We start from the raw sequence: 19,123 nt of genomic DNA on the forward strand, positions 1-19,123 counted from the left end.
GTTCTCTCTGCTGTCTCTCGGCTGGCGCTCAGCGGCGCCGCTCGGTCTTGGGGGCGAACGTCTTCTGGAGGATGCGGGCGGCGAGGTTGAGGACCATCACGATCGCGATGAGCACGAGCGCGGCCCCCCACGCCCGGGCGTAGCCGGGCGGCGGCCCCGTCTCACCGAAGGCGGGCACGCCCGGCGAGCTGTACTGCGTGTAGATGTAGACCGGCAGCGTCATCATCCGGCCCGAGAAGAGGTTCATGTTCACCGAGTCGGTGGCCCCGGCCACGACCAGCAGCGGCGCGGTCTCGCCGATGACCCGGGAGATCGCCAGCACGATGCCGGTGACGATGCCGCCGAACGCCGTCGGGAGCACGACCTTGATGATCGTGCGCCACTTCGGCACGCCGAGCGCGTACGACGCCTCGCGGAGGTCGCTCGGCACCAGGCGCAACATCTCCTCGGCCGAGCGCACGACCGTCGGGATCATCAGCAGCGACAGGGCCACCGAGCCCCCGAACCCGATCCGGATCGCGGGCCCGAAGATCATCACGAAGAGCGCGAGCGCGAAGAGGCCGGCGACGATCGACGGGATGCCGGTCATGACGTCCACCAGGAACGTCGTGGTGCGGGCCAGGCGGCCGCCGCGGCCGTACTCGACGAGGTAGATCGCGGTGAAGAGCCCGATCGGCACCGAGATCAGCGTCGCGGCGAGCGTGACGAGCAGCGTGCCCATCAGGGCGTGGTAGATCCCGCCACCCTCCCCGACGATGCCGCGCATCGAGTAGGTGAGGAACTCGACGCTGAGAACGCCGAAGCCGTTCTTGAGCACCAGCCAGACCAGCCAGACCAGCGGCACGACGACGGCCGCGAACGACGCCCACACCAGGCACGTCGCGAACCGGTCGGCCGCGGCGCGGGAGCCCTCGACCATCCGTGACCACAGCGGCAGTCCGACGACGAAGAGCAGCGCGGCGACCACGAAGCCGGCGACCAGGCTCAAGCCGAGGACCATGGTCAGCAGGCCGGCGAGCGCCAGCGCCATCACGGCCACCAGCGCCGAGCCCCATCGCGGCAGCCGCGGCTGGACGAGGCCGGCGGAGACCGCGAAGTCCGGCTCGATCGGAGTCGTGGTGCTCATCGCGACACCTTCTTCTCATGACGGGAGACGATCAGCCGGGCCACGAAGTTGACGGCGAACGTCACCGCGAAGAGCACCAGGCCGGTGGCGATCAGCAGCGCCTGCCGGTCCGGCGTGGCCTCCTTGTAGTTCGAGGCGATGTTGGACGCGATCGTCGCGGGGTTGGTGTTGGAGATCAGGTTCAGCGTCACCACCGGCGTCGCCGAGAGCACCATCGCGACCGCCATCGTCTCGCCGAGGGCACGGCCGAGGCCGAGCATCACGCCGGAGACGACGCCCGAGCGGGCGTAGGGGAAGACGGCGAGGCGGATCGTCTCCCAGCGGGTCGCGCCCAGCGCCATCGCCGCCTCCTCGTGGAGGCGCGGCACCTGGGCGAACACCTCCCGCGAGATCGCGGTCGTGATCGGGATGACCATGATCGCGAGCACGATGCCGGCGGTCAGCATGGTCCGGCCGGTCACCGACGGCGGGCCGGCGAAGAACGGGATGAAGCTGAGGTTGTCGTAGAGCCAGTTGATCGCGGGCGTCATCGAGTGGGCCAGCGCGAGGCCGCCCCAGAGGCCGTAGACGACGCTGGGGATGGCCGCGAGCAGGTCGATGACGTAGGCGATCGGCGCGGCCAGCCGCGGCGGCGCGTAGTGGGAGATGAAGAGCGCGACGCCGATCGAGAACGGCACGGCGATGACCAGCGCGACGATCGCGGCCAGGATCGTGCCGAAGACCAGCGGACCCACGTAGGACCAGAAGTCGTCGGCGGGCTTGTAGATGCTCTCCGGCGCGGTCAGGCCGGGCAGGCCCTCGATCGTCAGGAAGACGAACACCCCGGCGAGGGCGAGCATGATGATCAGCGCGGCGGTGCGCGCAGTACCGGCGAAGAGCCGGTCGCCCAGGCGGACGACCGGCTTTCGCGTTGCTTCGGTTGGAGCGCTGAAGGTCACGCGTGCCCCATCAGCTCGAGGAGATCGCGCCGACGATCTCCTGCGCCTGCGAGGCGAGCTCGGCGTCGAGCGGGGCGGACCCGGCCTGCTCGGCCGCGGCCTGCTGGCCCTCGTCGGAGACGATGAAGGACAGGAAGGCGTTGACCAGCGCCGCCTCGTTGGCGTCGTCGTAGTGCTGGCAGGCGATCAGGTACGACGCGAGCAGCACCGGGTAGGCGCCGGCCTCGGTCGTGGTGCGGTCGATGTCCATCGCCATGTCGACGTCCGTGCGGCCCTCGACCCGCTTCGAGACGGCCAGCGCCTTCGACGCGCCCTCGGCGGACGGGGCGACGAAGTCCTCGCCGACCTTGACCGACACCTGGCCCAGGCCGGTGGTCTGGCTCTCGTCGGCGTACCCGATCGTGCCCTCGCCGCCCTTGACGGCCGCGACCATGCCGGAGGTGCCCTCGGCCGCCTCGCCGCCCTTGATCGGCCAGACGCCGTCGGGGTCGTAGCTCCACGCGCCCTCGCCGGCCTTGTTCAGGTAGTCGGTGAAGTTCTGCGTGGTGCCGGAGTCGTCGGAGCGGTGCACCGGCGAGATCGTGGTGTCCGGCAGGTCCGCGCCGTCGTTCTGGCCGGCGATCGCCGGGTCGTTCCACGTGGTGATCTTGCCGTCGAAGATCGAGGCGATGGTCTTGGCGTCGAGGTTGAGGCTGTCCACGCCGGGCACGTTGAAGACGATGGCGATCGCGCTGACGTAGGCCGGGACCTCGATCGGGTCCTCCCCGCCGCACCGCTCCTTCGCGGCGCTGAGCTCGCCCTCGTCGTCGTTGAGGTAGGAGTCGGAGCCCGCGAACGAGTAGGCCTTGGAGTTGAAGCTCTCGCGGCCACTGCCGGAGCCCACCGGGTCGTAGGTGATCTGGACGTCGGCGTTGGTGCTGCCGAACGCAGCGCGCCAGGCCTGCTGCGCGGTGTCCTGCGAGCTGGCGCCACCACCGGCCAGGGCGCCGCTGAGGTCGCCCGCGGCGGCGGCGGCGCTGGTGCTGTCGCCGCTGCTGGCCGAGCCGTTGTCGTCCTCGTTGCTGGCACCGCACCCGGTGAGCGCAAGGGCGAGCATGGCGATGCCGGGCACCACGGCCCGGCGGATGGAAGAAGTGCGAGTCACTTCGGAGCTCCTGAGTTCGTCTCTCGTCTGTCTGACAACAGCGAAGTTAGGGAGCGCAGGTGGACGGATCCGGGGTCGTCGGTGAACGAGGAGTGAACGCCGTCCGCCGAGTCGGCGACCAGTGACGGGGAATCCGACGACGGCGGGGTGAACGCCGCGCGTCCGCCCGCGCGTCAGTGGATCTGGTGCGCCTCGGTCGCCAGGACCTGGCCCTTGCGGACGTGGGCGACGAGCAGACCGCCGGTCTCCAGCTTGGGATCGCGGACCCCGAGCGCGTCGAAGACGGTCGGAAGCACCGGCCGGTGGCTGCAGACCACCGAGCCCTCGTCGGCCGCGAGCAGCTCGTCGACGAGCCCGACGACGCCCTCAGCCGACGCCGCCTCCTCGCTCAGCCCGTCCTCGAGCTCCAGCTTCCAGCCGGTGGTGTCGGCGTACGGCGCGACGGTCTCGACGCAGCGGGTGCTGCTGGAGCTGACGATCCGGGTGACGTCGTACGCCGCGAGCACGGGGATCACGCGCTGCGCCTGCTGCCGACCCGCCTGGAGCAGGGGGCGCAGCCGGTCGTCCTGGCGGCGCCAGGCCTTCCGGGATCGGGCGTCGCCATGCCGGAGCACGACGATGGCGCGCGTCGGGCGGCGCAGGGGGCGCGCCTCACGGAGCGTCTCCTGGTCGTGCTCGTAGCTGAGCCGATCGAGTGCCTCGTCGTAGGGCACCCACTCGACCCGGTCGATCTCCGCGTTGGCGCGGTAGCCGCTGACGTCGTCGGAGCCGACGGCTCGGCCGACCCAGTAGGACACCGCCTTCATGCGACCGCCGGACACGGCGTAGCGCTGCCCGGCGAGCGGTGGCCCGAGCCGCACGTGCAGCCCGGTCTCCTCGGCGACCTCGCGCACCGCCGCGACGGCGACGTGCTCCCCGCGGTCCAGCTTGCCCTTGGGGAAGGACCAGTCGTCGTAGCGGGGCCGGTGCACGAGCAGCACGCGCTTGCCCGGACGGAAGACGACGACACCGGCGGCGAGCACGTCCTTCGCAGGCATGCCGCTAGTGTCACACCACCGCGGCCATGAGGAGGAGACCGACGTGCGCAGAGGCCTGGTGGCCGCCACCGCCGCCGTCGGAGTCCTGGCCCTCGCCGGGGCGTGCCTGGTCGGGGTGCGTTGGTGGCAGAGCCGCGACCGGACGACCTTCGCGGAGGCCACGTCGTACGCGCCTGCCGACGCTGCGCGGCTCACCTGGACCGACTGGGCGGCGGTGCGCGACGCCGTCGGCACCGATGATCTCGACACCCTCCTCGACGACGCCTTCGAGCGCGACCTGAGCTCGGGCTCGGCGCTGGTGCAGTCGGCGCCCGTGCTCGAGCGCGCCTTCGGCTTCTCGCCCGCCTCGATCGCCTGGGAGCTCCTCAGCCAGTCGTCCGACGGGGCGGTGGTGATCGTGCGGCTCGGCGGAGGCTCCGATCTCGACGGGGTCGCCGACCACCTGGCCGACGCCGGCTTCACGGAGCCCGAGGAGGACGACGGGGTCTGGCAGGGCGGGCCCGACCTGCTGGCCGGGATCGGCTCCGACCTGACGCCGGAGCTCGGGTACGTCGCGCTCGTCCCCGACCACGACCTGGTGCTGACCAGCGACCAGCCCGACTACCTCCAGCAGGTCGTCGACGACCTGGGCGACGACTCGCTGCCCGCCCCCATGCGCGACGTGGTCGCGGCGTCGGGGTCGCCGCAGTCCGCGGTCGTCTACGACGGCGACTACACCTGCTCGGAGCTGGCGATGAGCCACGCCGACGCGGAGGAGCAGGCCACCGCGGAGCGGCTGATCAGCGAGGCGGGCGGGGTCGACCCGCTCACGGCGTACGCGATGTCGGTGCAGCCCGACCGCGAGGTGCGGGTGGCGATGGCCTTCTCCAGTGCGGAGCAGGCCCGTGCGAACGCCGACAGCCGCGCCGTGCTGGCTGCCGGGCCGGCTCCCGGTCAGGGCGGCGACTTCTCGGACCGCTTCACGGTCGAGTCGGCGACCGCCGAGGGGGATGTCGCCACGCTCGACCTGGCACCGGCGGAGGGCGCGTACGTGCTGTCCGACCTCTCGTCCGGGCCGGTGCTGTTCGCGACCTGCTGACGCGCTCAGGCGAGCGTGTAGCCGGCCTCGTCGACGGCGGCGGCGACGGCGTCCCGGTCGAGCGGAGCATCGCTGTCGACCGCGACGGCGCCGGTCTCGAGGGTGACGCGGACGTCACGGACGCCCTCGATCGCGCCGATCTCGGCGCTGACGGCCGCCACGCAGTGGCCGCAGGTCATGCCCACGACCTGCCAGGTCGTCGTGGCGCTCACGACCGCACCAGCCGGGAGATCGCGTCGACGGCCTCGCTGATCTTCGCGTCGGCCTCCTCGCCGCCGGCCCGGGCGGCGTCGACCACGCAGTGGCTGAGGTGCTCCTCGACCAGGCCGATCGAGACCGCCTGGAGGGCCTTCGTCATCGCGGCGACCTGGGTGAGGATGTCGATGCAGTACTGCTCCTCCTCGACCATGCGCTGGAGGCCGCGGGCCTGGCCCTCGATGCGCCGCAGCCGCCGCAGGTAGTCGTCCTTGCGGTGGATGTAGCCGTGCTGGTGGTCCGTCATGGCTCGATCATACCCCTCGGGGGTATGAGCCACTCACTCCTCGCGTCGCGGCTCGGGCAGCACGCCGAGGATCTCGTCGATCTCGGCGATCGACAGGTGCTCCTCGGCCTCGCTGGCCGCGATGATGAGATTGGTCGTGAGCTCGACCTCTCCGAGGAGGTCCGAGTCCTCGAGGGTGATGTCGAACTGGTCGTGCACGTGCTTCTCCCTGCCCATTCGGCGTGCTTGACCCCCTCCCAACGTCCAGCGTGCCCGACGGTCACGCCAGACAAACGCCACGGTCCAAATCTGACCCGTTCGGGCCACCCCGGGTGGCCCGTCGGGGTCCCACAAAGGCGACGAGGCCCCACCCTCGCGGATGGGGCCTCGCGCAGTCCCGGTCGGAACCGGGTCACATCACAGCGGGCGGACGTTCTCCGCCTGCGGGCCCTTGGGGCCCTGGGTGACCTCGAACTCGACCTTCTGGTTCTCGTCGAGGGACTTGTAGCCCTGCGACTGGATGGCCGAGTAGTGGACGAAGACGTCGTCGCCGCCGCCGTCCTGCGCAATGAAGCCGAAGCCCTTCTCGGCGTTGAACCACTTAACGGTGCCCTGAGCCATGTGCTCGTTACTCCTCTGTCGGGGCGAGAGATCGTCACTTCGACGATCCCGCACAGATGCGGGTGACACGTCGCTCCGACTTACCGTGAGTGGCAGGCCCACGAAAGCTGAAACGCCGTTGGATCACAAACTCCGCGGGCGTCAGACCTGCTGGAACTTGCACCTGTTGCGTGGCACACGTTACCAACCATCGCGCGCAAGGAAATGGGGTCCGCTGGGATTTTCTCACCCCGCGGATGACCCAGCCCACACGCCGGGCACACGCGGGGCACACACGCGGGCGCGCGCGAGGGCGCAAATAGAAACAAGCCGCGCTGGCGTCTCGGGTCACCAGCGCGGCTTGTGACAGTGACTTTATCGGCCCACCGGACCGCTCTCCAAGGGGATCGGGCACACCTTGTAGAAAACTTGAGCATCTACCCCGCGGTGAGCGGGCGACGGGTCCGCGCCCGCCAGTCGTACACCACTGCGGTGGCCAGCACCCGGTCCTGCAACGACCGGTTCCGCCGGTCGACCGCCACCCACATCAGTCCGATCGGGAAGACGATGTACGCCGCAGCGCGCAGCGCGGCGCGCGGCCAGCCGACGTCCCCGCCGTAGACCCCGACGACGCGCAGCCCCATCAGCAGGTTGCCGTAGGTGCGCCCGCTGACGGCCCAGGCCGCCGTGAGGTAGACGAACATCAGGCCGGCCGCCACCAGCATGCTGCGGAAGAGCTGGGTGTCGGGGAAGCTGAACGACCGCGGGTCGAGGAGGAAGAGCACTCCGGCGTACCCGAGGTAGAGGGACAGCAGCGTCACGGCGATCACCGCGGCGTCCACGGCGGCGGCGAGGGTCCGGGTCACCACGCCGGCGCGGCGGCCCTGCAGTGCGCGGGCCTCCCGCGGGACGGCCGAGAGCTCGTGCTCGTGCATTCAGGGGGTCCCGCCGGCCTCGAGGCGCGGACGCCGCATCAGCAGCCGGTCGATGACCCGGTTGACGGCCTCGTCGGCGCTGGCGCCCTGGAGCCGGACACCGTGCACGGTGTCGGAGGCCATCGTGCCGGTGGACTCACGGATGATCTCGGGGAGGTCGATCTCGTCGAGGACCTCCTCGACCAGTGCCGGCAGGTCGATCTGCGCCAGCACCGTCTCGACGACCCGCTTGAGGTCGACGCGGCGCAGCACCGTCTCGGTCAGGTCGAGCCGGTCGAGGATCGCCTCGACGTCGATCCGCGCGGCCACCTGGTCGAGGTCGACGCGCGCGATCACGGCCTCGACGTCGAGCCGGGCCGCGACCGCGTCCAGGTCGACCGTGGCGACCAAGGCGTCGAGGTCGACGTACCGGCGGACCAGCTGGGTCGGCGGCACCGTCCGGAAGACGACGTCGAGCACCTGGGGCAGCAGCAGCTCGACGTCGCGCAGCGCCCGCGCCCGCCACTCGCCGCCCAGCCGCACCAACGGTCGCGCGGCCACGCCGAGCACCGGCGCCAGCCGCAGCGTCCGCACCGTGGCGCCGGCGACCGTCACGGTCGCAGCGACCGCGCCCACGGCGAGGTCCAGCGCGGTGACGGCGCGCTCGGCGTCGCGGGGCAGCGGGCGCACGACAACGGTCACGCCCGCAGTGTCCGCCCCGCGCACGCCGGATGCCTCACCCCTCTTGGGTGAACGGCTCCCGATCGGCCCTGCCGACCCACTTGTGGATCGCCTGCTCGATGGCGCGCAGGTGCACGGGCTTGGTGATGTAGTCGTCCATCCCGGCCGCCAGGCAGCGCTCGCGGTCGCCGTCCATCGCGCTGGCCGTCATCGCGATGATCGGCGTGCGCTGGATGGTGCGCTCGATCCGGCGGATCTCGGCCGTCGTCTGGTAGCCGTCCATGCCCGGCATCTGCACGTCCATGAAGATCGCGTCGAAGGTACGGCGGCGGATCGCCGCCAGGGCCGCCGGCCCGTCGTCGACGACCACCGCAACGCACCCGAGCCGCTCGAGCATGCCGGTGGCGACGATCTGGTTGATCTCGACGTCGTCGACGACGAGGACCACGCCGCGACCGTCGACCTCGGTGGCCTGCCGCGGCGACCGGGCGGACGTCCGGCCGGGGAGCGCGAGCTCCTGGAGCGCGGCGTGCAGGCGGTCGAGGCGGACCGGCTTGCTCAGCGTCGCCGCGAACCCGGCCGCCTCGGCCTCCTCCGCGCTGACGTCGGCGCCGGTGGCGAGCAGCGCAAGCTCGGTGCTGGCGAGCATCGGATCGGCGGTGATCCGCCGGGCCAGCGCCAGACCGTCCATGTCGGGCATGCTCAGGTCGATGATCGCGACGTCGAAGGGTCGCCCGTCCCGGGCCGCCGCGACCAGCGTGTCCAGGGCGGTGTCGCCGTTGTCGGCGACGGACACCGCCATCCCCCAGGCGATGAGCTGGTCGTGGAGCACGAGCCGGTTCGTGGTGTTGTCGTCGACGACGAGGGCGCGCACGTCTCGCAACAGGTCGGTGGGGCGGGGCGGGCGGATCGTCTTGTCGTGCGCGTGGGCGAGCGGCAGGGTGACCCAGAAGGTGCTGCCCTCCCCCGGCGCGCTGTCCGCGCCGATCGAGCCGCCGAGCGCGGTGACCACCTGCCGGCAGATCGCGAGCCCGAGGCCGGTCCCGCCGTACCGGCGCGTGGTGGAGGAGTCGGCCTGGGAGAACGGCTCGAACAGCCGGGCGACGTCCACGCCGTCGATCCCGATGCCGGTGTCGACGACCTCGAACCGGACCAGGACGCCGTCCGCCGTCGTGCCGTCGAGGTGGGCGCGGACGACCACCTCTCCCGACGAGGTGAACTTCACCGCGTTGCCCACGAGGTTGAGCAGCACCTGACGGATCCGGGACGGGTCGCCGCGCAGGGCGAGGGGCAGGTCCGGCGAGCAGTACGCCAGCAGCTCCAGGCCCTTGGCCCGCGCCGGCTCGGCCACCAGCTCGGCGACCTCCTCGACCACCTGCACGAGGTCGAAGTCGATCTCCTCCAGCTCGAGGTGGCCGGCCTCGATCTTCGAGAAGTCGAGGATGTCGTTGATGACCGCGAGCAGCGCGTTGCCGGCGCTCTCGACGCCTTCGGCGTACTGCCGCTGGCGGCCGTCGAGCTCGGTGCCGAGGAGCAGCCCGGTCAGCCCGATCACGCCGTTCATCGGCGTCCGGATCTCGTGGCTCATGGTCGCGACGAACTCGGACTTCGCCCGAGAGCCCTCGAGGGCGGCGTCCCGGGACGCGGCGAGCTCGATGCGGGCCGCGTCCGCGAGGTGCAGCAGCCGTGCCGTGCGGGCGAAGGTGACCAGCGCGAGCAGGCACAGGGTGACGACCGCCTCGGCGAGCGGGACCCTCCCGACGCCGAGGTAGTGGTCGAGCACCAGCATCGCGGGCGGCACCACCAGCGGCAGGACGGCCAGCACGAGCCGGCGCCGGGGCATCGGGCCCTCGAGCTCCGCCCCGGCCGCTTCGCCGTCCGCGACCCTCGGCCGGAAGGTCGCCGTCGCGAGCAGGGCCGACCCGAGCAGCCAGATCACGTCGAGGTACGCCGTCGACGCGCTGCCGAACGCGCCCTCGAACGGGACGTAGCCCACGTGCGCGACCAGCCAGCACCAGACCGCGCCCGCGAAGGCGAGGCCGACGCTCGCGCGGGTACGGCGGTGCGTGGTCGCGCGGAGCACGAGCGCGAACATCGCCGCGTCCAGGGCGGGGTAGCCGACGAGCACGGCCTTCGTGAACGCCGACTCCGCGGAGTCGGCGACGATGTCGCTCATCGAGATGTTCCAGAACACCAGCACGCTGACCACGACGACCGTGGCGGAGTCGATGACCGCGTCGATGTCGACCCGGCGCTCGCCGTCGCGCGAGACGAGCGTCAGCACCAGCATCGCCACCGCCACGCAGACGTAGCCGCCGAGGTAGAACCCGTCGGCCACCGACACCACTGCGACATCAGCGGTCACCGAGCCGCTCAGCTGCTCCGCGGCGTACCCGAGCGGGAGCAGCGTGAGCCCGGTCGCGATCAGGGCCGGCACCAGCCGCTCGCCCCGCGGGGCGCGGGCCGTGCCGATCCAGGCCACCAGCGGGGGCAGGGACGCGCCGTAGTACGCCAGCTGCGCGACGATCCCCTGCGGGAAGAAGAGGTGGATCAGGGCAGGGAGGACCGCGAGCGCCCAGAGTGCGATGACCGGGCGTGGCCACGCAGCGCGCATCGGACCTCCGTCGTGCCGAACACAGGTAGTGCTGACCTGATCGGCAGGGAGGTCGATCTCCTGCGTGGTCGGGGCGAGGTTCTCCCCCCGTTCGGGTGAGGCGGCCTCAGCGCCCCGAGGCCGCCGGCGACGAGGTCGACGACGTCGTCGATGTCGTCGTCGTCGGGGTCGGCGAGCTGTCACCGCCCGGCAGCTTGTCCTTGACCGCGTTGCCCGCCTGGCTGGCCGCGTGACCGGCCTTCTCGGCGATCACGTCGCCCGCCTGGCTGGCCTTCTCCTGCACGACACCCTGAGCCTGCGACGCCTTGCGCTGCACCCGCGGGTCGTGCCAGACCCCCTGGGCCTTGTCGACGATCTGCTCGTAGCGCTCACGCCCGGCGCGGCTGCCGAGCACGTAACCCGCGCCGAACGCCACCAGCATCTTCAGCTTCGCCATGGTTCCTCCCAAGTCGTCCGATGACTCGGACAGTGCCCCTGGCGGCACCGATCATGCTCCGGACGTCGCGGAGCGGTCGGTGGCTCGACGTCATCCTGGTCAGCCGCTCGGGGTCGGTGCAGGATGGCTGCTACCGGCCAGGAGGGAGCTGACATGGTCCACCGCGGCCTCACGCTCCGCGTCGCCATCGGGGGTGGCTGATGACCAACCCGTTCAGCCTCGAGGGACGCACCGCCCTGGTCACGGGGGCCAACCAGGGCCTGGGCCGCGCGTTCGCCCAGGCGATCGCCGATGCCGGTGCCGACGTGGCCGTGGTCGGGCGCCGGGACGACCGCAACCGTGAAGCGGCCGCGGAGATCGCCTCACGGTCCGGTCGTCGGACCACCGTCGTGACCGGCGACGTCACCGACCGCGACGACGTACGGAGGATCGTGGAGCAGACCGCGGCCGCGCACGGCCGCATCGACGTCCTGGTCAACAACGCCGGCATCTGCTTCCACCGGCCGGCGCTCGAGGTCCCCGACGCGGAGTTCGAGGCGGTCTTCGACGTCAACGTGACGGCCCTGTGGCGGATGTCCAGGGCCGTCGCTCCGTTCATGATCGAGGCCGGAGGCGGCTCGATCGTCAACGTGGGCTCGATCTCGGGGCTGATCGTGAATCGTCCGCAGTGGCAACCCGCCTACAACGCCTCGAAGGCTGCGGTCCACCAGCTCACCAAGTCGCTGGCAGCGGAGTGGGCGGCGCACAACATCCGGGTGAACGCGATCGCCCCCGGCTACGTGAAGACCGACATGGCGCCGGTCGACCAGCCTCGGTACCGGCGGCACTGGATCGAGGACGTACCCATGCAGCGGTACGCGACTCCCGAGGAGATCGCGCCGAGCGTGGTCTACCTCGCCAGCGATGCGGCGTCCTTCACCACTGGTGCGGTGCTCGTCACCGACGGGGGCTACACCCTGCACTGACCTCCCGTCGTGCGGCGGCCACCGGCGCGACGTCAGGCCCTCGAGGCCTGGCTGCTCCAGCTCTGGCCAGCGCACGGTCGGCGTCCGATCCGCGGAGTCCTGAGCGCCGATACCCCATTTCGGGTTTGTCGAGCCGCGACGGTGGCGTCACAGTGACGCGCATCACTGATTCGTCTCAGTGACACGTGCGATCGCACCAGAGAGGCCCCCTCATGCAGCTTCGACACCGGACGACCGTGGCGACCGTAGCCGCCCTGCTCGCGACCACTCCCGCACTGCTCGCGCTCTCCATCTCCACGGCCTCGGCCGGGACCTCGAGCGGCCACATCACCTGCACCAATCCCGCGGGCACGCCGGCTGGCACCCCGGACGCACCGTTCGACCTGAACTTCACCGCGACGCCTCCGGCGACTGCGCCGCCGACGGGTGCGCCGTACTCGGTGACGGGCAACCTCACCGTCACGGTCCCCGGGGCGGTGCTCGCCGGGTTCAAGGCGAATGCCGTGACCGCCTCGACGACCGCCGTGGCCTTCAGCGGTGGGAAGTTCGCCTTGGACGCGACGCGCACGACCGGCGCCCTGACCATGCCCATCCTCGGCGCCAAGCCCGCCGTGGACATCACGAACTACAACGCGGCGGCAGGCACTGCTGACGACATCAGCTTCACGTTCACCGGAGTGACCTTCAGCGGCGCCACCACCGCCGGGGCCAACAACGACACCGTCGTGGTCTCCTTGTCGGCGAACCAGGCCGCGAGTGGCCTGGCCCTCAAGTTGATGCCCTCCGGCCTGAACCTCGGCTGGGGCGCCCCTGGCATGGGCGGTCTGATCCAGTCCACCGGCGGGACGTGTCATGCCGTTGCTCCGTTCTCCTCCCTCGGATCGACGACGCTGAGCAGCCCGGGCTCGACCCCGACCCCGAGCCCGACGCCGACACCCCCGCCCGCCGGCACGCAGACCTTCGCCAACACGGCGAAGCCGAAGGTCGTCGGGACGGTCAAGGTCGGCAAGACGCTGACCTGCAAGCCCGGATCCTGGTCGCCGGCACCCGCCACGACCAGCTTCCGGTGGCTGCGTGACGGCAAGGCCATCAAGAAGGCGGCGAGGTCGAGGTACAAGGTCGTGCTCGCCGACGCCAAGCACCGGCTGAGCTGCCGGGTCGCGGTCGCCGCCCCCGGCGTCACCCCCGCGACGGCGACCTCCGGCAGGACCGCGAAGGTGCCCCTGCCCAAGCGCTAGCTCGAGCACGCGAAGGCCCGCCCGGCGCACCGGGCGGGCCTTCGCGCGTCTCGAGGCGATTACCCACTTTCGGGTTTGTCCCCCTCCTCCCCTTCCGAGGAAAGTGACGCGCGTCACTGACACGTCTCAGTGACGCGCGTGCGCGATGCGCGGGACGAGGCCCGGCGATCGCGCGAGGCGTGCTCGGAGGAGGTGAGGCCCCAGATGAGAGACGGCCGCGCGCGGCCCTCAGACGCGGGTGGTCGCTGTCAAGTGCATCGACTTCTCTAGAGAGGCAAGACTCCATGCATCTTCGAAACAAGAGGACACTGTCGGCGATCGCCGCCCTGTCCGCGACCAGCCTCGGGCTCACCGGGCTCGCGTCGTCGCCTGCGAACGCACTCAACGGCATCAACTTCACGGTGACGAGCAACAACGCCACGAGCGTCGTCATCCCGGTCGACGGCCAGGGCACGTACTTCATCAAGCACGCCGCCGTCGGCGACGTCCTGACGTTCACCCCGGCGAGCGCGACACCGTTCTCGGCCATCGCTCAGGCCCACGGTGCGGCGGGCCTGGTACCGCCTGCCAGCGCGGCGGCGTTCGCCAACATCGGTGGTGCCGTCCTCGGCGTCTTCCCGGCGGGTGTCGGTCAGAACTTCACCCTCGCGAACTACTCGCCCGCCGCGCCGCTGGCCGCGTTCGGCATTTCCGGTGGTCAGGCCAACCAGGCCATCGTGGACGCCGGTCTGGCACCCGTCGTGGCGGTGGCCGACGCCGGCACGCAGGCGCAGTTCGCGGTCGCCCAGCTCCAGATGGGCAACCAGAACCCGAGCCAGGCCCCCACGCTGACGGCGACCAACTCGAGCGCCGGGGGCACAGTGACCCTCGGTGGCGCGCACTTCTGGGGCGCTCCGGTCACCGGTGTCGGCACCGCCGCTGCTGCGGCCGCTGGCATCCCGGCCCCGACCGTCCTGCTCGACGGTACGACCCCCCTCGGCGCGGCCAGCGTCCAGACCTCGGCGGCGACCCTGAACGTCGGGACCGGAGCGTTCACGCCCGGTGGTGTCCCCAGCGGCACCGTCTCCCTGCCGAACAACCTCGCAGGTGGCTCGCACACGCTCACGCTGATCCAGCCGAACGTGACGCCCTACGACGGCAACGGAACCGGCCCGGCGGCGAACCAGGTCGTGGCCACCGCGAGCTTCACCGTTGCCGGTCCGACGGCCGCGGCCTCGCCTGCCACCGCGCAGGACGGCACCGTGGTCGCCATCACCGGTGACAACTGGGCGCCGAACTTCGCGGCGTCCCTCGCCTTCACCAACGGCTCTGACACCGGCTCGGCCACGGTCGACGCCAGCGGCCACCTCAGCGGCACGATCACGGTGAACACGGCGAACGAGGCCCTCGGGTCGAACGACGTGATCGTCACCCAGGCCACCTCCGGCCTGACGGCCACCGCGTCGCTCAACATCTCGTCGATCCCGACGCTGCACCAGGACATCAACGAGATCGTTCTGCCGGGCTCGGGCCTGGGTGACACCCAGTCCGCCTCGACGGTCAACCTGAGTGCCACCACGCTGAACGGACACGTCCAGACGGCGACGGGCAGCCTGAACCAGGTGACCGTGACCGACACTCGCGGCACCAACGCAGGCTGGACCCTCACCGGCCGGCTCGCCGGTGACTTCATCAACGCCACCCCGGGCAACGAGAACGGCAACACCACCGCGACGGGTGTCGAGCCCAACTCGCACAACAGGATCCCGGCGAGCAACCTGTCGTGGAACCCGGCCGTGTCGCTGGCCGTCCCGACCGACGGCCTGCCCGGTGACGTCGCTGCCGGCTCGACGACGGCGCTGTCGAAGACGGTGGCCAAGACGCTTGCGGTCGCAGGCGTCGGCGGCGGTGGCGGCACGTGGCAGGCGGACGCTGCGCTCAGCCTGACCGTGCCGGCGTACGTGAACAAGGGCACGTACACCGCCACGCTCGACCTCGTCCTGGGCTGAGCCCTCGCGAGTGCACGACCAGCACCACCCCGGGGGCGGCGGATCGCACCGCCGCCCCCGGGCACCAACAGCACGGCAGAACACGAGCACGACAAGGGGGAAGCACGTGAACGAGTCAGTGAGAAGGACATGGTCCCGGTGGGGGGTGTCCGCAGCCGGCCTCGCGCTGGTCGCCGGCGTCGCGCTGCCCGGCGCCGCAGCCGCCCAGTCCGCCGAGTCCGCCGAGTCCGTCGGGGCCCCGGCGGCAAGGCAGTGCCCCAAGTCGCACATCACCTATGCCAAGGCCGGGGGCGAGACCACGCAGTTCGGCTGGCTGCTCGCGCCGGGCGGCACCCGCGATCGTGACGTGCTCCAGTACAACGTGGTCGGCGGCACCGTGATCTGTGACTCTCTGGTGCTGAGCAACAGCTCCGAGCATGCGATCTCGGTCCGGCTCTACTCCGCAGACGCCTACAACACCAACGACGGCGGCTTCGCGTTCACGGGGTTCAAGGACACGCCCAAGGTCGTCGGCACCTGGATCCAGCTTCCGTTCAGGCGCGTCACCGTGCCGGCGGGACGGGCGGCTGAGATCCCCATCGTGGTGCGCGTGCCGATGAACGTCAGCCCCGGCGACACGGCGGGCGGCGTCGTCGCCCAGGACACCAAGGTGCGTGAAGGACCGAGCGTCGCGGACGCGAACGTACGCGTGGGTGTGCGCGCCGGTGTCGGGGTGCGCCTCTACGCCCAGGTGGCCGGCCTGCGTCATCCCGAGCTGACGGTGACGAGGCTGAAGCTCGACCTGAGCGGCGGGCTGTGGTCCCGGTTGCTGGGCGTCGACTCCGGGAAGGTGAGCTACCAGGTCACCAACACCGGCAACGTGATCCTCGCGCCCGAGGCGACCGGCGAGGTCACGACGCGCACCTCGTCGATCACCCTGCCCGACCACCTGCTCGGCGAGACGCTGCCCGGAAGCACGGCGGTGGTCGCCGATCCGGTCCACGGGCTCCGCTGGGGGAGCCTCATCGGTCGCGCGCAGGTGAAGGTCACCGTGTCCGCCGACGGGGCCGCACCCGTCACCGTGGTCGCGAGCGGGTGGCGGGTGCCGTGGCTGTCCCTGGTCGCGCTGACGCTCCTCGTCGCGCTGGCCGTGTGCCTCCTCCTCATCCGGCGCCGGCGTCGCCAGGCGCCGGCCGAGGACGAGCCGACCGCCGAGGAGCTCGAGCCGGTCGGCGTCTGACCGGGTCGCTGGGGTCCGGTGCGGTCAGACCGATCCGCGCCGGATCAGGTGCACGCGCGGCGACGGCAGCTCGTCCGGTGCCGGCAGGTGGTTGATCCGTCGGGTCACGACCTCGACGAGCGCCTCAGCCAGGCCGTCCGGGTCGCCCACGACCGTGGTCAGCGCCGGCTGCGTCACCGCCGACAGCACCTGGTCTCCGGCCCCGATGACTGCGACCCGGTCCGGCACGGTGATCCCGGCCTGCCGGGCGCCGGCCAGCACGACGCCCGCGACGTGGTCGTTGATCGCGCAGATGGCGGTGTAGCCGGCGTCGACCAAGGCCTGCAGTCGCGCGGCCGCCGCCTCCGGGTCCTCGGGGAACACGTGGTGGGGCGGCTGCTCGATGCCGAGGGCTGCCGCCACCTCGGGCAGCAGCACCTCCCTGGACGCCGTCGTCAACCGGTGCGCGGAGTCGAGGGACGCGAAGGCGATGCGCTCGTGGCCGGCGTCCAGCAGGGTCTGGAGCTGGAGCATGACCACGGCGCGCTCGCTGTCCATCGCGACTGCCTGGGCGTCGTCGTCGCCGCCGTAGAGCGGCAGCACCAGCGGTACGCCGGCCGCCCGCATCGCGCGGGCCTGCTCCGGCTCGACCGTGATGCACAGGACGGCCGCCGGCACGATCGTGCTCCAGACGTCGTCGATCCGCTCGCGGCCGAACCGCCCCGTGTGCGCCAACAGGGTGAACCCCTCCTGGGCGAACCGCCTCGACATCTGGCTCAGGACCCGGCGGCCCCAGTCGGCCAGGGTCACCTCGGCCGGGAAGACGAACAGGATGACGTCGCTGCGGCCACGGACGAGAGCGCGCGCCGCCGCAGACGGGCTGTAGCTGAGCCGCTCAGCGGCCTCGAGCACGCGTTGGCGAGTGACGTCCGGGATCTGCTGGTGCGGGGTGTCGTTGAGGACGTAGCTCACCGTGGTCCGCGACACGCCCGCCGCTCGGGCGACGTCTGCGGCGGTGGCTCGCTTCATGGGGCTCCTTCAGCCGGCTGGACCATCCATCCTCACGCACTCCTCTTCTATCACCCGCTCCCCAGCCGATCGAGTCCCGAGATCTCGGTAGCGACTCCCGCACGGGACGTGGCGGGCCGTCCCGGCGATGTCACGGGCTGGTCCGGGACGTGACAGCCCTACGAGTCGCCCCGCTTCCAGTGGCGGTAGTGAACCTGCGCCATTCGCTGCCACTGCGGTCCTTCGCCGTCGGTGACGTCGGTGAACGTCACGGAGCCGTCCGGCAGCACCGTGAAGGTGGCCCTGACCCAGTTGCCGGGTTCGTGGTTCCAGAACCACTCGAGGCGGTTGCCGTGGATGGTGTAGTCGCCGGATCCGTTGTCCGTCTGGCCCTCCATCGGGCCGGTCGCGTACACCTGTTCTAGCGTCCAGGTGCCACCGTCCATGGTGACGGTGAATTCGCCCGTTGCGGACTCGATGACCTCTCGTGATGTGACGCCGGCCGTGCGGGCTGCGGAAGGGCTGACGGTGAAGGTGTAGGTCCCGTCGAGCTGGCGGAGCACCTCGCTGTCGGTCTTGGCGCCGCAGTCGGTGAGCGGCGCCTCCGGCTCGATGCCGTCTGTGAGCGACTCGATCTGGGCGACGATGGGGCCGGTGAGGTCGTCGTTCCGCATGGCCTCGACGACTGGACGCGTGGCCTCCACCATCGCCTCGAGCTCAACTGCGGTGGCCGACTGGATTCGACCGCCCTCGTCGCAGAAGGTGCGCGCAGCTTCGTTGTCGGTGGGCCAGGTGTCCACCACCCACCGCGTCGTGTCTGCTGCTGCCCGTGCCAGCACCTGCCGCTGTTCGTCGGCGAGCGCGGCGGCGACCGCCTCGTTGACGACCAGGGCGTTGACCTTCGGGTAGAAGACGACGTTGGCTGTCGCCTCGCCTGCGGGGGCGAGCCTGTACGCCGACTCTGCGCCCCGTTGCTCGGTGGGGTCGGCGGGTGCGTCGGTCGTGTCGGCCCCGAGGGCCCGGAACATCTGTTGGGTGGTCGTCGAGTAGGGCGCTCGAATGAGCGCCTGGTCGTAGTCGTCCGGTGCGTTCAGCGGTGACCCGAATCCGAAGGGGTGCCGCAGTCCTTCGGGCCAGAGTCCCAACCCGACGACGCCGGAGTCCGCGAGTCCGGCCAGGAGGCTCTCCGTGGTCGCGCCGGTGACGACCTGGGAGACGAGCTCGTCGGTGTTGACGAGGAAGGGTGCATTGAGCGGAGTCAGGGTGGTGACGCCGACGGTGTCCCAAGCCCGGCTGGCGACCAACGCCAGGTCGAGGTCTCCGTCGATCGCCTGTCGGGCGACCGCCGTCTCGAACCGGGGCACGTCGCCCGCCGCGAGCCAGACCGGCTTGATGGTCATGTCGCCGTCGGTGAGCTCGCTGACGCGTTTGGCGAACCAGCGGATCTGGTCGGCGGCGGGGGCGGTCTTGGCGTCGCCGGTCCCGAGCCGGAGACGGACCGGAGCGACATCTTCGCCCGGGTCAGCGCCGATTGCCGGGCTCGCGGTGATGGTGGGCGAGGGTGAGGTCTGCGGTTCGGACGACGAGCCGTCAGGTGCCGCAGAGCATGCAGTGAGGGTGGCCGCGATGGTGAGGAGGCCGAGGGTGCGCTGCCGGGTGGAGTTCATGCCGCGACGC

The 19,123-nt window shown here is 71.2% G+C and carries 19 protein-coding genes; 5 read left to right on the plus strand and 14 right to left on the minus strand.

The features are described 5' to 3' along the window. Nucleotides 1-28: 28 nt before the first annotated feature. The 4 genes from pstA to HZF07_RS12750 all read right to left on the minus strand — a co-directional run bounded on the left by pstA (nucleotide 29) and on the right by HZF07_RS12750 (nucleotide 4,245). The gene (pstA, locus tag HZF07_RS12735) at nucleotides 29-1,126 is read right to left on the minus strand and encodes a phosphate ABC transporter permease PstA (RefSeq protein ID WP_157342106.1); all 1,098 of its coding nucleotides are present in this window, start codon (nucleotides 1,124-1,126) and stop codon (nucleotides 29-31) included. Next, nucleotides 1,123-2,064, minus strand: a complete 942-nt coding sequence (gene pstC / locus HZF07_RS12740; RefSeq protein WP_181645137.1) for a phosphate ABC transporter permease subunit PstC — start codon at nucleotides 2,062-2,064, stop codon at nucleotides 1,123-1,125. Before pstC ends, pstA begins: the two co-directional genes overlap by 4 nt. 10 nt (nucleotides 2,065-2,074) lie before the next feature. Then, nucleotides 2,075-3,208, minus strand: coding sequence for a phosphate ABC transporter substrate-binding protein PstS (gene pstS / locus HZF07_RS12745; protein WP_309504719.1), 1,134 nt, complete (start codon nucleotides 3,206-3,208; stop codon nucleotides 2,075-2,077). Nucleotides 3,209-3,381: 173 nt separating this feature from the next. Then, on the minus strand, nucleotides 3,382-4,245 hold the full coding sequence (locus tag HZF07_RS12750) for an NUDIX hydrolase (RefSeq protein WP_157342108.1): 864 nt from the start codon (nucleotides 4,243-4,245) through the stop codon (nucleotides 3,382-3,384). 43 nt (nucleotides 4,246-4,288) lie between these two features. On the opposite strand from HZF07_RS12750, the gene HZF07_RS12755 reads away from it, so the two are divergent. Then, nucleotides 4,289-5,323: a hypothetical protein gene (locus HZF07_RS12755; RefSeq protein WP_157342110.1), complete on the plus strand. Its 1,035-nt coding sequence runs from the start codon at nucleotides 4,289-4,291 to the stop codon at nucleotides 5,321-5,323. A gap of 5 nt (nucleotides 5,324-5,328) precedes the next feature. On the opposite strand, the gene HZF07_RS12760 is transcribed toward HZF07_RS12755, so the two are convergent. The 8 genes from HZF07_RS12760 to HZF07_RS12795 all read right to left on the minus strand — a co-directional run bounded on the left by HZF07_RS12760 (nucleotide 5,329) and on the right by HZF07_RS12795 (nucleotide 11,049). Beyond that, a complete protein-coding gene (locus HZF07_RS12760) occupies nucleotides 5,329-5,535 on the minus strand; it encodes a copper ion binding protein (protein WP_309504720.1) in 207 nt (68 codons plus the stop codon). After that, nucleotides 5,532-5,825 (minus strand): metal-sensitive transcriptional regulator, encoded by a 294-nt coding sequence (locus HZF07_RS12765; RefSeq protein ID WP_157342112.1) that lies wholly within the window; start codon nucleotides 5,823-5,825, stop codon nucleotides 5,532-5,534. The genes HZF07_RS12760 and HZF07_RS12765 overlap by 4 nt, the downstream gene beginning before the upstream one ends. A 33-nt stretch (nucleotides 5,826-5,858) precedes the next feature. After that, entirely contained in the window at nucleotides 5,859-6,023 is a 165-nt protein-coding gene (locus HZF07_RS12770) for a hypothetical protein (protein WP_232523044.1), read from the minus strand. A gap of 198 nt (nucleotides 6,024-6,221) precedes the next feature. Further along, entirely contained in the window at nucleotides 6,222-6,425 is a 204-nt protein-coding gene (locus tag HZF07_RS12775; protein ID WP_157342116.1) for a cold-shock protein, read from the minus strand. A gap of 416 nt (nucleotides 6,426-6,841) precedes the next feature. Continuing rightward, entirely contained in the window at nucleotides 6,842-7,339 is a 498-nt protein-coding gene (locus HZF07_RS12780; protein WP_157342118.1) for an RDD family protein, read from the minus strand. Further along, nucleotides 7,340-8,020: a hypothetical protein gene (locus HZF07_RS12785; RefSeq protein WP_157342120.1), complete on the minus strand. Its 681-nt coding sequence runs from the start codon at nucleotides 8,018-8,020 to the stop codon at nucleotides 7,340-7,342. Nucleotides 8,021-8,054: 34 nt separating this feature from the next. Next, nucleotides 8,055-10,613, minus strand: a complete 2,559-nt coding sequence (locus tag HZF07_RS12790; protein ID WP_157342122.1) for a hybrid sensor histidine kinase/response regulator — start codon at nucleotides 10,611-10,613, stop codon at nucleotides 8,055-8,057. 106 nt (nucleotides 10,614-10,719) lie between these two features. Next, complete coding sequence (locus HZF07_RS12795) at nucleotides 10,720-11,049, minus strand: YtxH domain-containing protein (RefSeq protein WP_157342124.1); 330 nt, start codon at nucleotides 11,047-11,049, stop codon at nucleotides 10,720-10,722. 200 nt (nucleotides 11,050-11,249) lie between these two features. Between HZF07_RS12795 and HZF07_RS12800 the strand changes: the two genes are divergently transcribed. The 4 genes from HZF07_RS12800 to HZF07_RS12815 all read left to right on the plus strand — a co-directional run bounded on the left by HZF07_RS12800 (nucleotide 11,250) and on the right by HZF07_RS12815 (nucleotide 16,459). Further along, nucleotides 11,250-12,014: an SDR family NAD(P)-dependent oxidoreductase gene (locus HZF07_RS12800; protein WP_157342126.1), complete on the plus strand. Its 765-nt coding sequence runs from the start codon at nucleotides 11,250-11,252 to the stop codon at nucleotides 12,012-12,014. Nucleotides 12,015-12,250: 236 nt separating this feature from the next. Further along, nucleotides 12,251-13,252 (plus strand): hypothetical protein, encoded by a 1,002-nt coding sequence (locus tag HZF07_RS12805; RefSeq protein ID WP_157342128.1) that lies wholly within the window; start codon nucleotides 12,251-12,253, stop codon nucleotides 13,250-13,252. Nucleotides 13,253-13,536: 284 nt separating this feature from the next. Then, the gene (locus tag HZF07_RS12810) at nucleotides 13,537-15,240 is read left to right on the plus strand and encodes a WxL domain-containing protein (RefSeq protein ID WP_157342130.1); all 1,704 of its coding nucleotides are present in this window, start codon (nucleotides 13,537-13,539) and stop codon (nucleotides 15,238-15,240) included. 145 nt (nucleotides 15,241-15,385) lie between these two features. After that, nucleotides 15,386-16,459 carry a hypothetical protein gene (locus tag HZF07_RS12815; RefSeq protein ID WP_157342132.1) on the plus strand — a complete coding sequence of 358 codons (1,074 nt, stop codon included), beginning with the start codon at nucleotides 15,386-15,388 and terminating at the stop codon, nucleotides 16,457-16,459. A gap of 24 nt (nucleotides 16,460-16,483) precedes the next feature. Here HZF07_RS12815 and HZF07_RS12820 read toward each other — a convergent pair whose 3' ends face one another. Both HZF07_RS12820 and HZF07_RS12825 read right to left on the minus strand, forming a co-directional pair. After that, nucleotides 16,484-17,467, minus strand: a complete 984-nt coding sequence (locus tag HZF07_RS12820; protein WP_157342134.1) for a LacI family DNA-binding transcriptional regulator — start codon at nucleotides 17,465-17,467, stop codon at nucleotides 16,484-16,486. A 158-nt stretch (nucleotides 17,468-17,625) separates the two neighbouring features. Next, entirely contained in the window at nucleotides 17,626-19,113 is a 1,488-nt protein-coding gene (locus HZF07_RS12825) for a TRAP transporter substrate-binding protein (RefSeq protein ID WP_157342136.1), read from the minus strand. Nucleotides 19,114-19,123 lie beyond the last annotated feature (10 nt).

It is taken from the genome of Nocardioides agri (assembly GCF_013778305.1).
Classification (GTDB): Bacteria; Actinomycetota; Actinomycetes; order Propionibacteriales; family Nocardioidaceae; genus Nocardioides; species Nocardioides agri.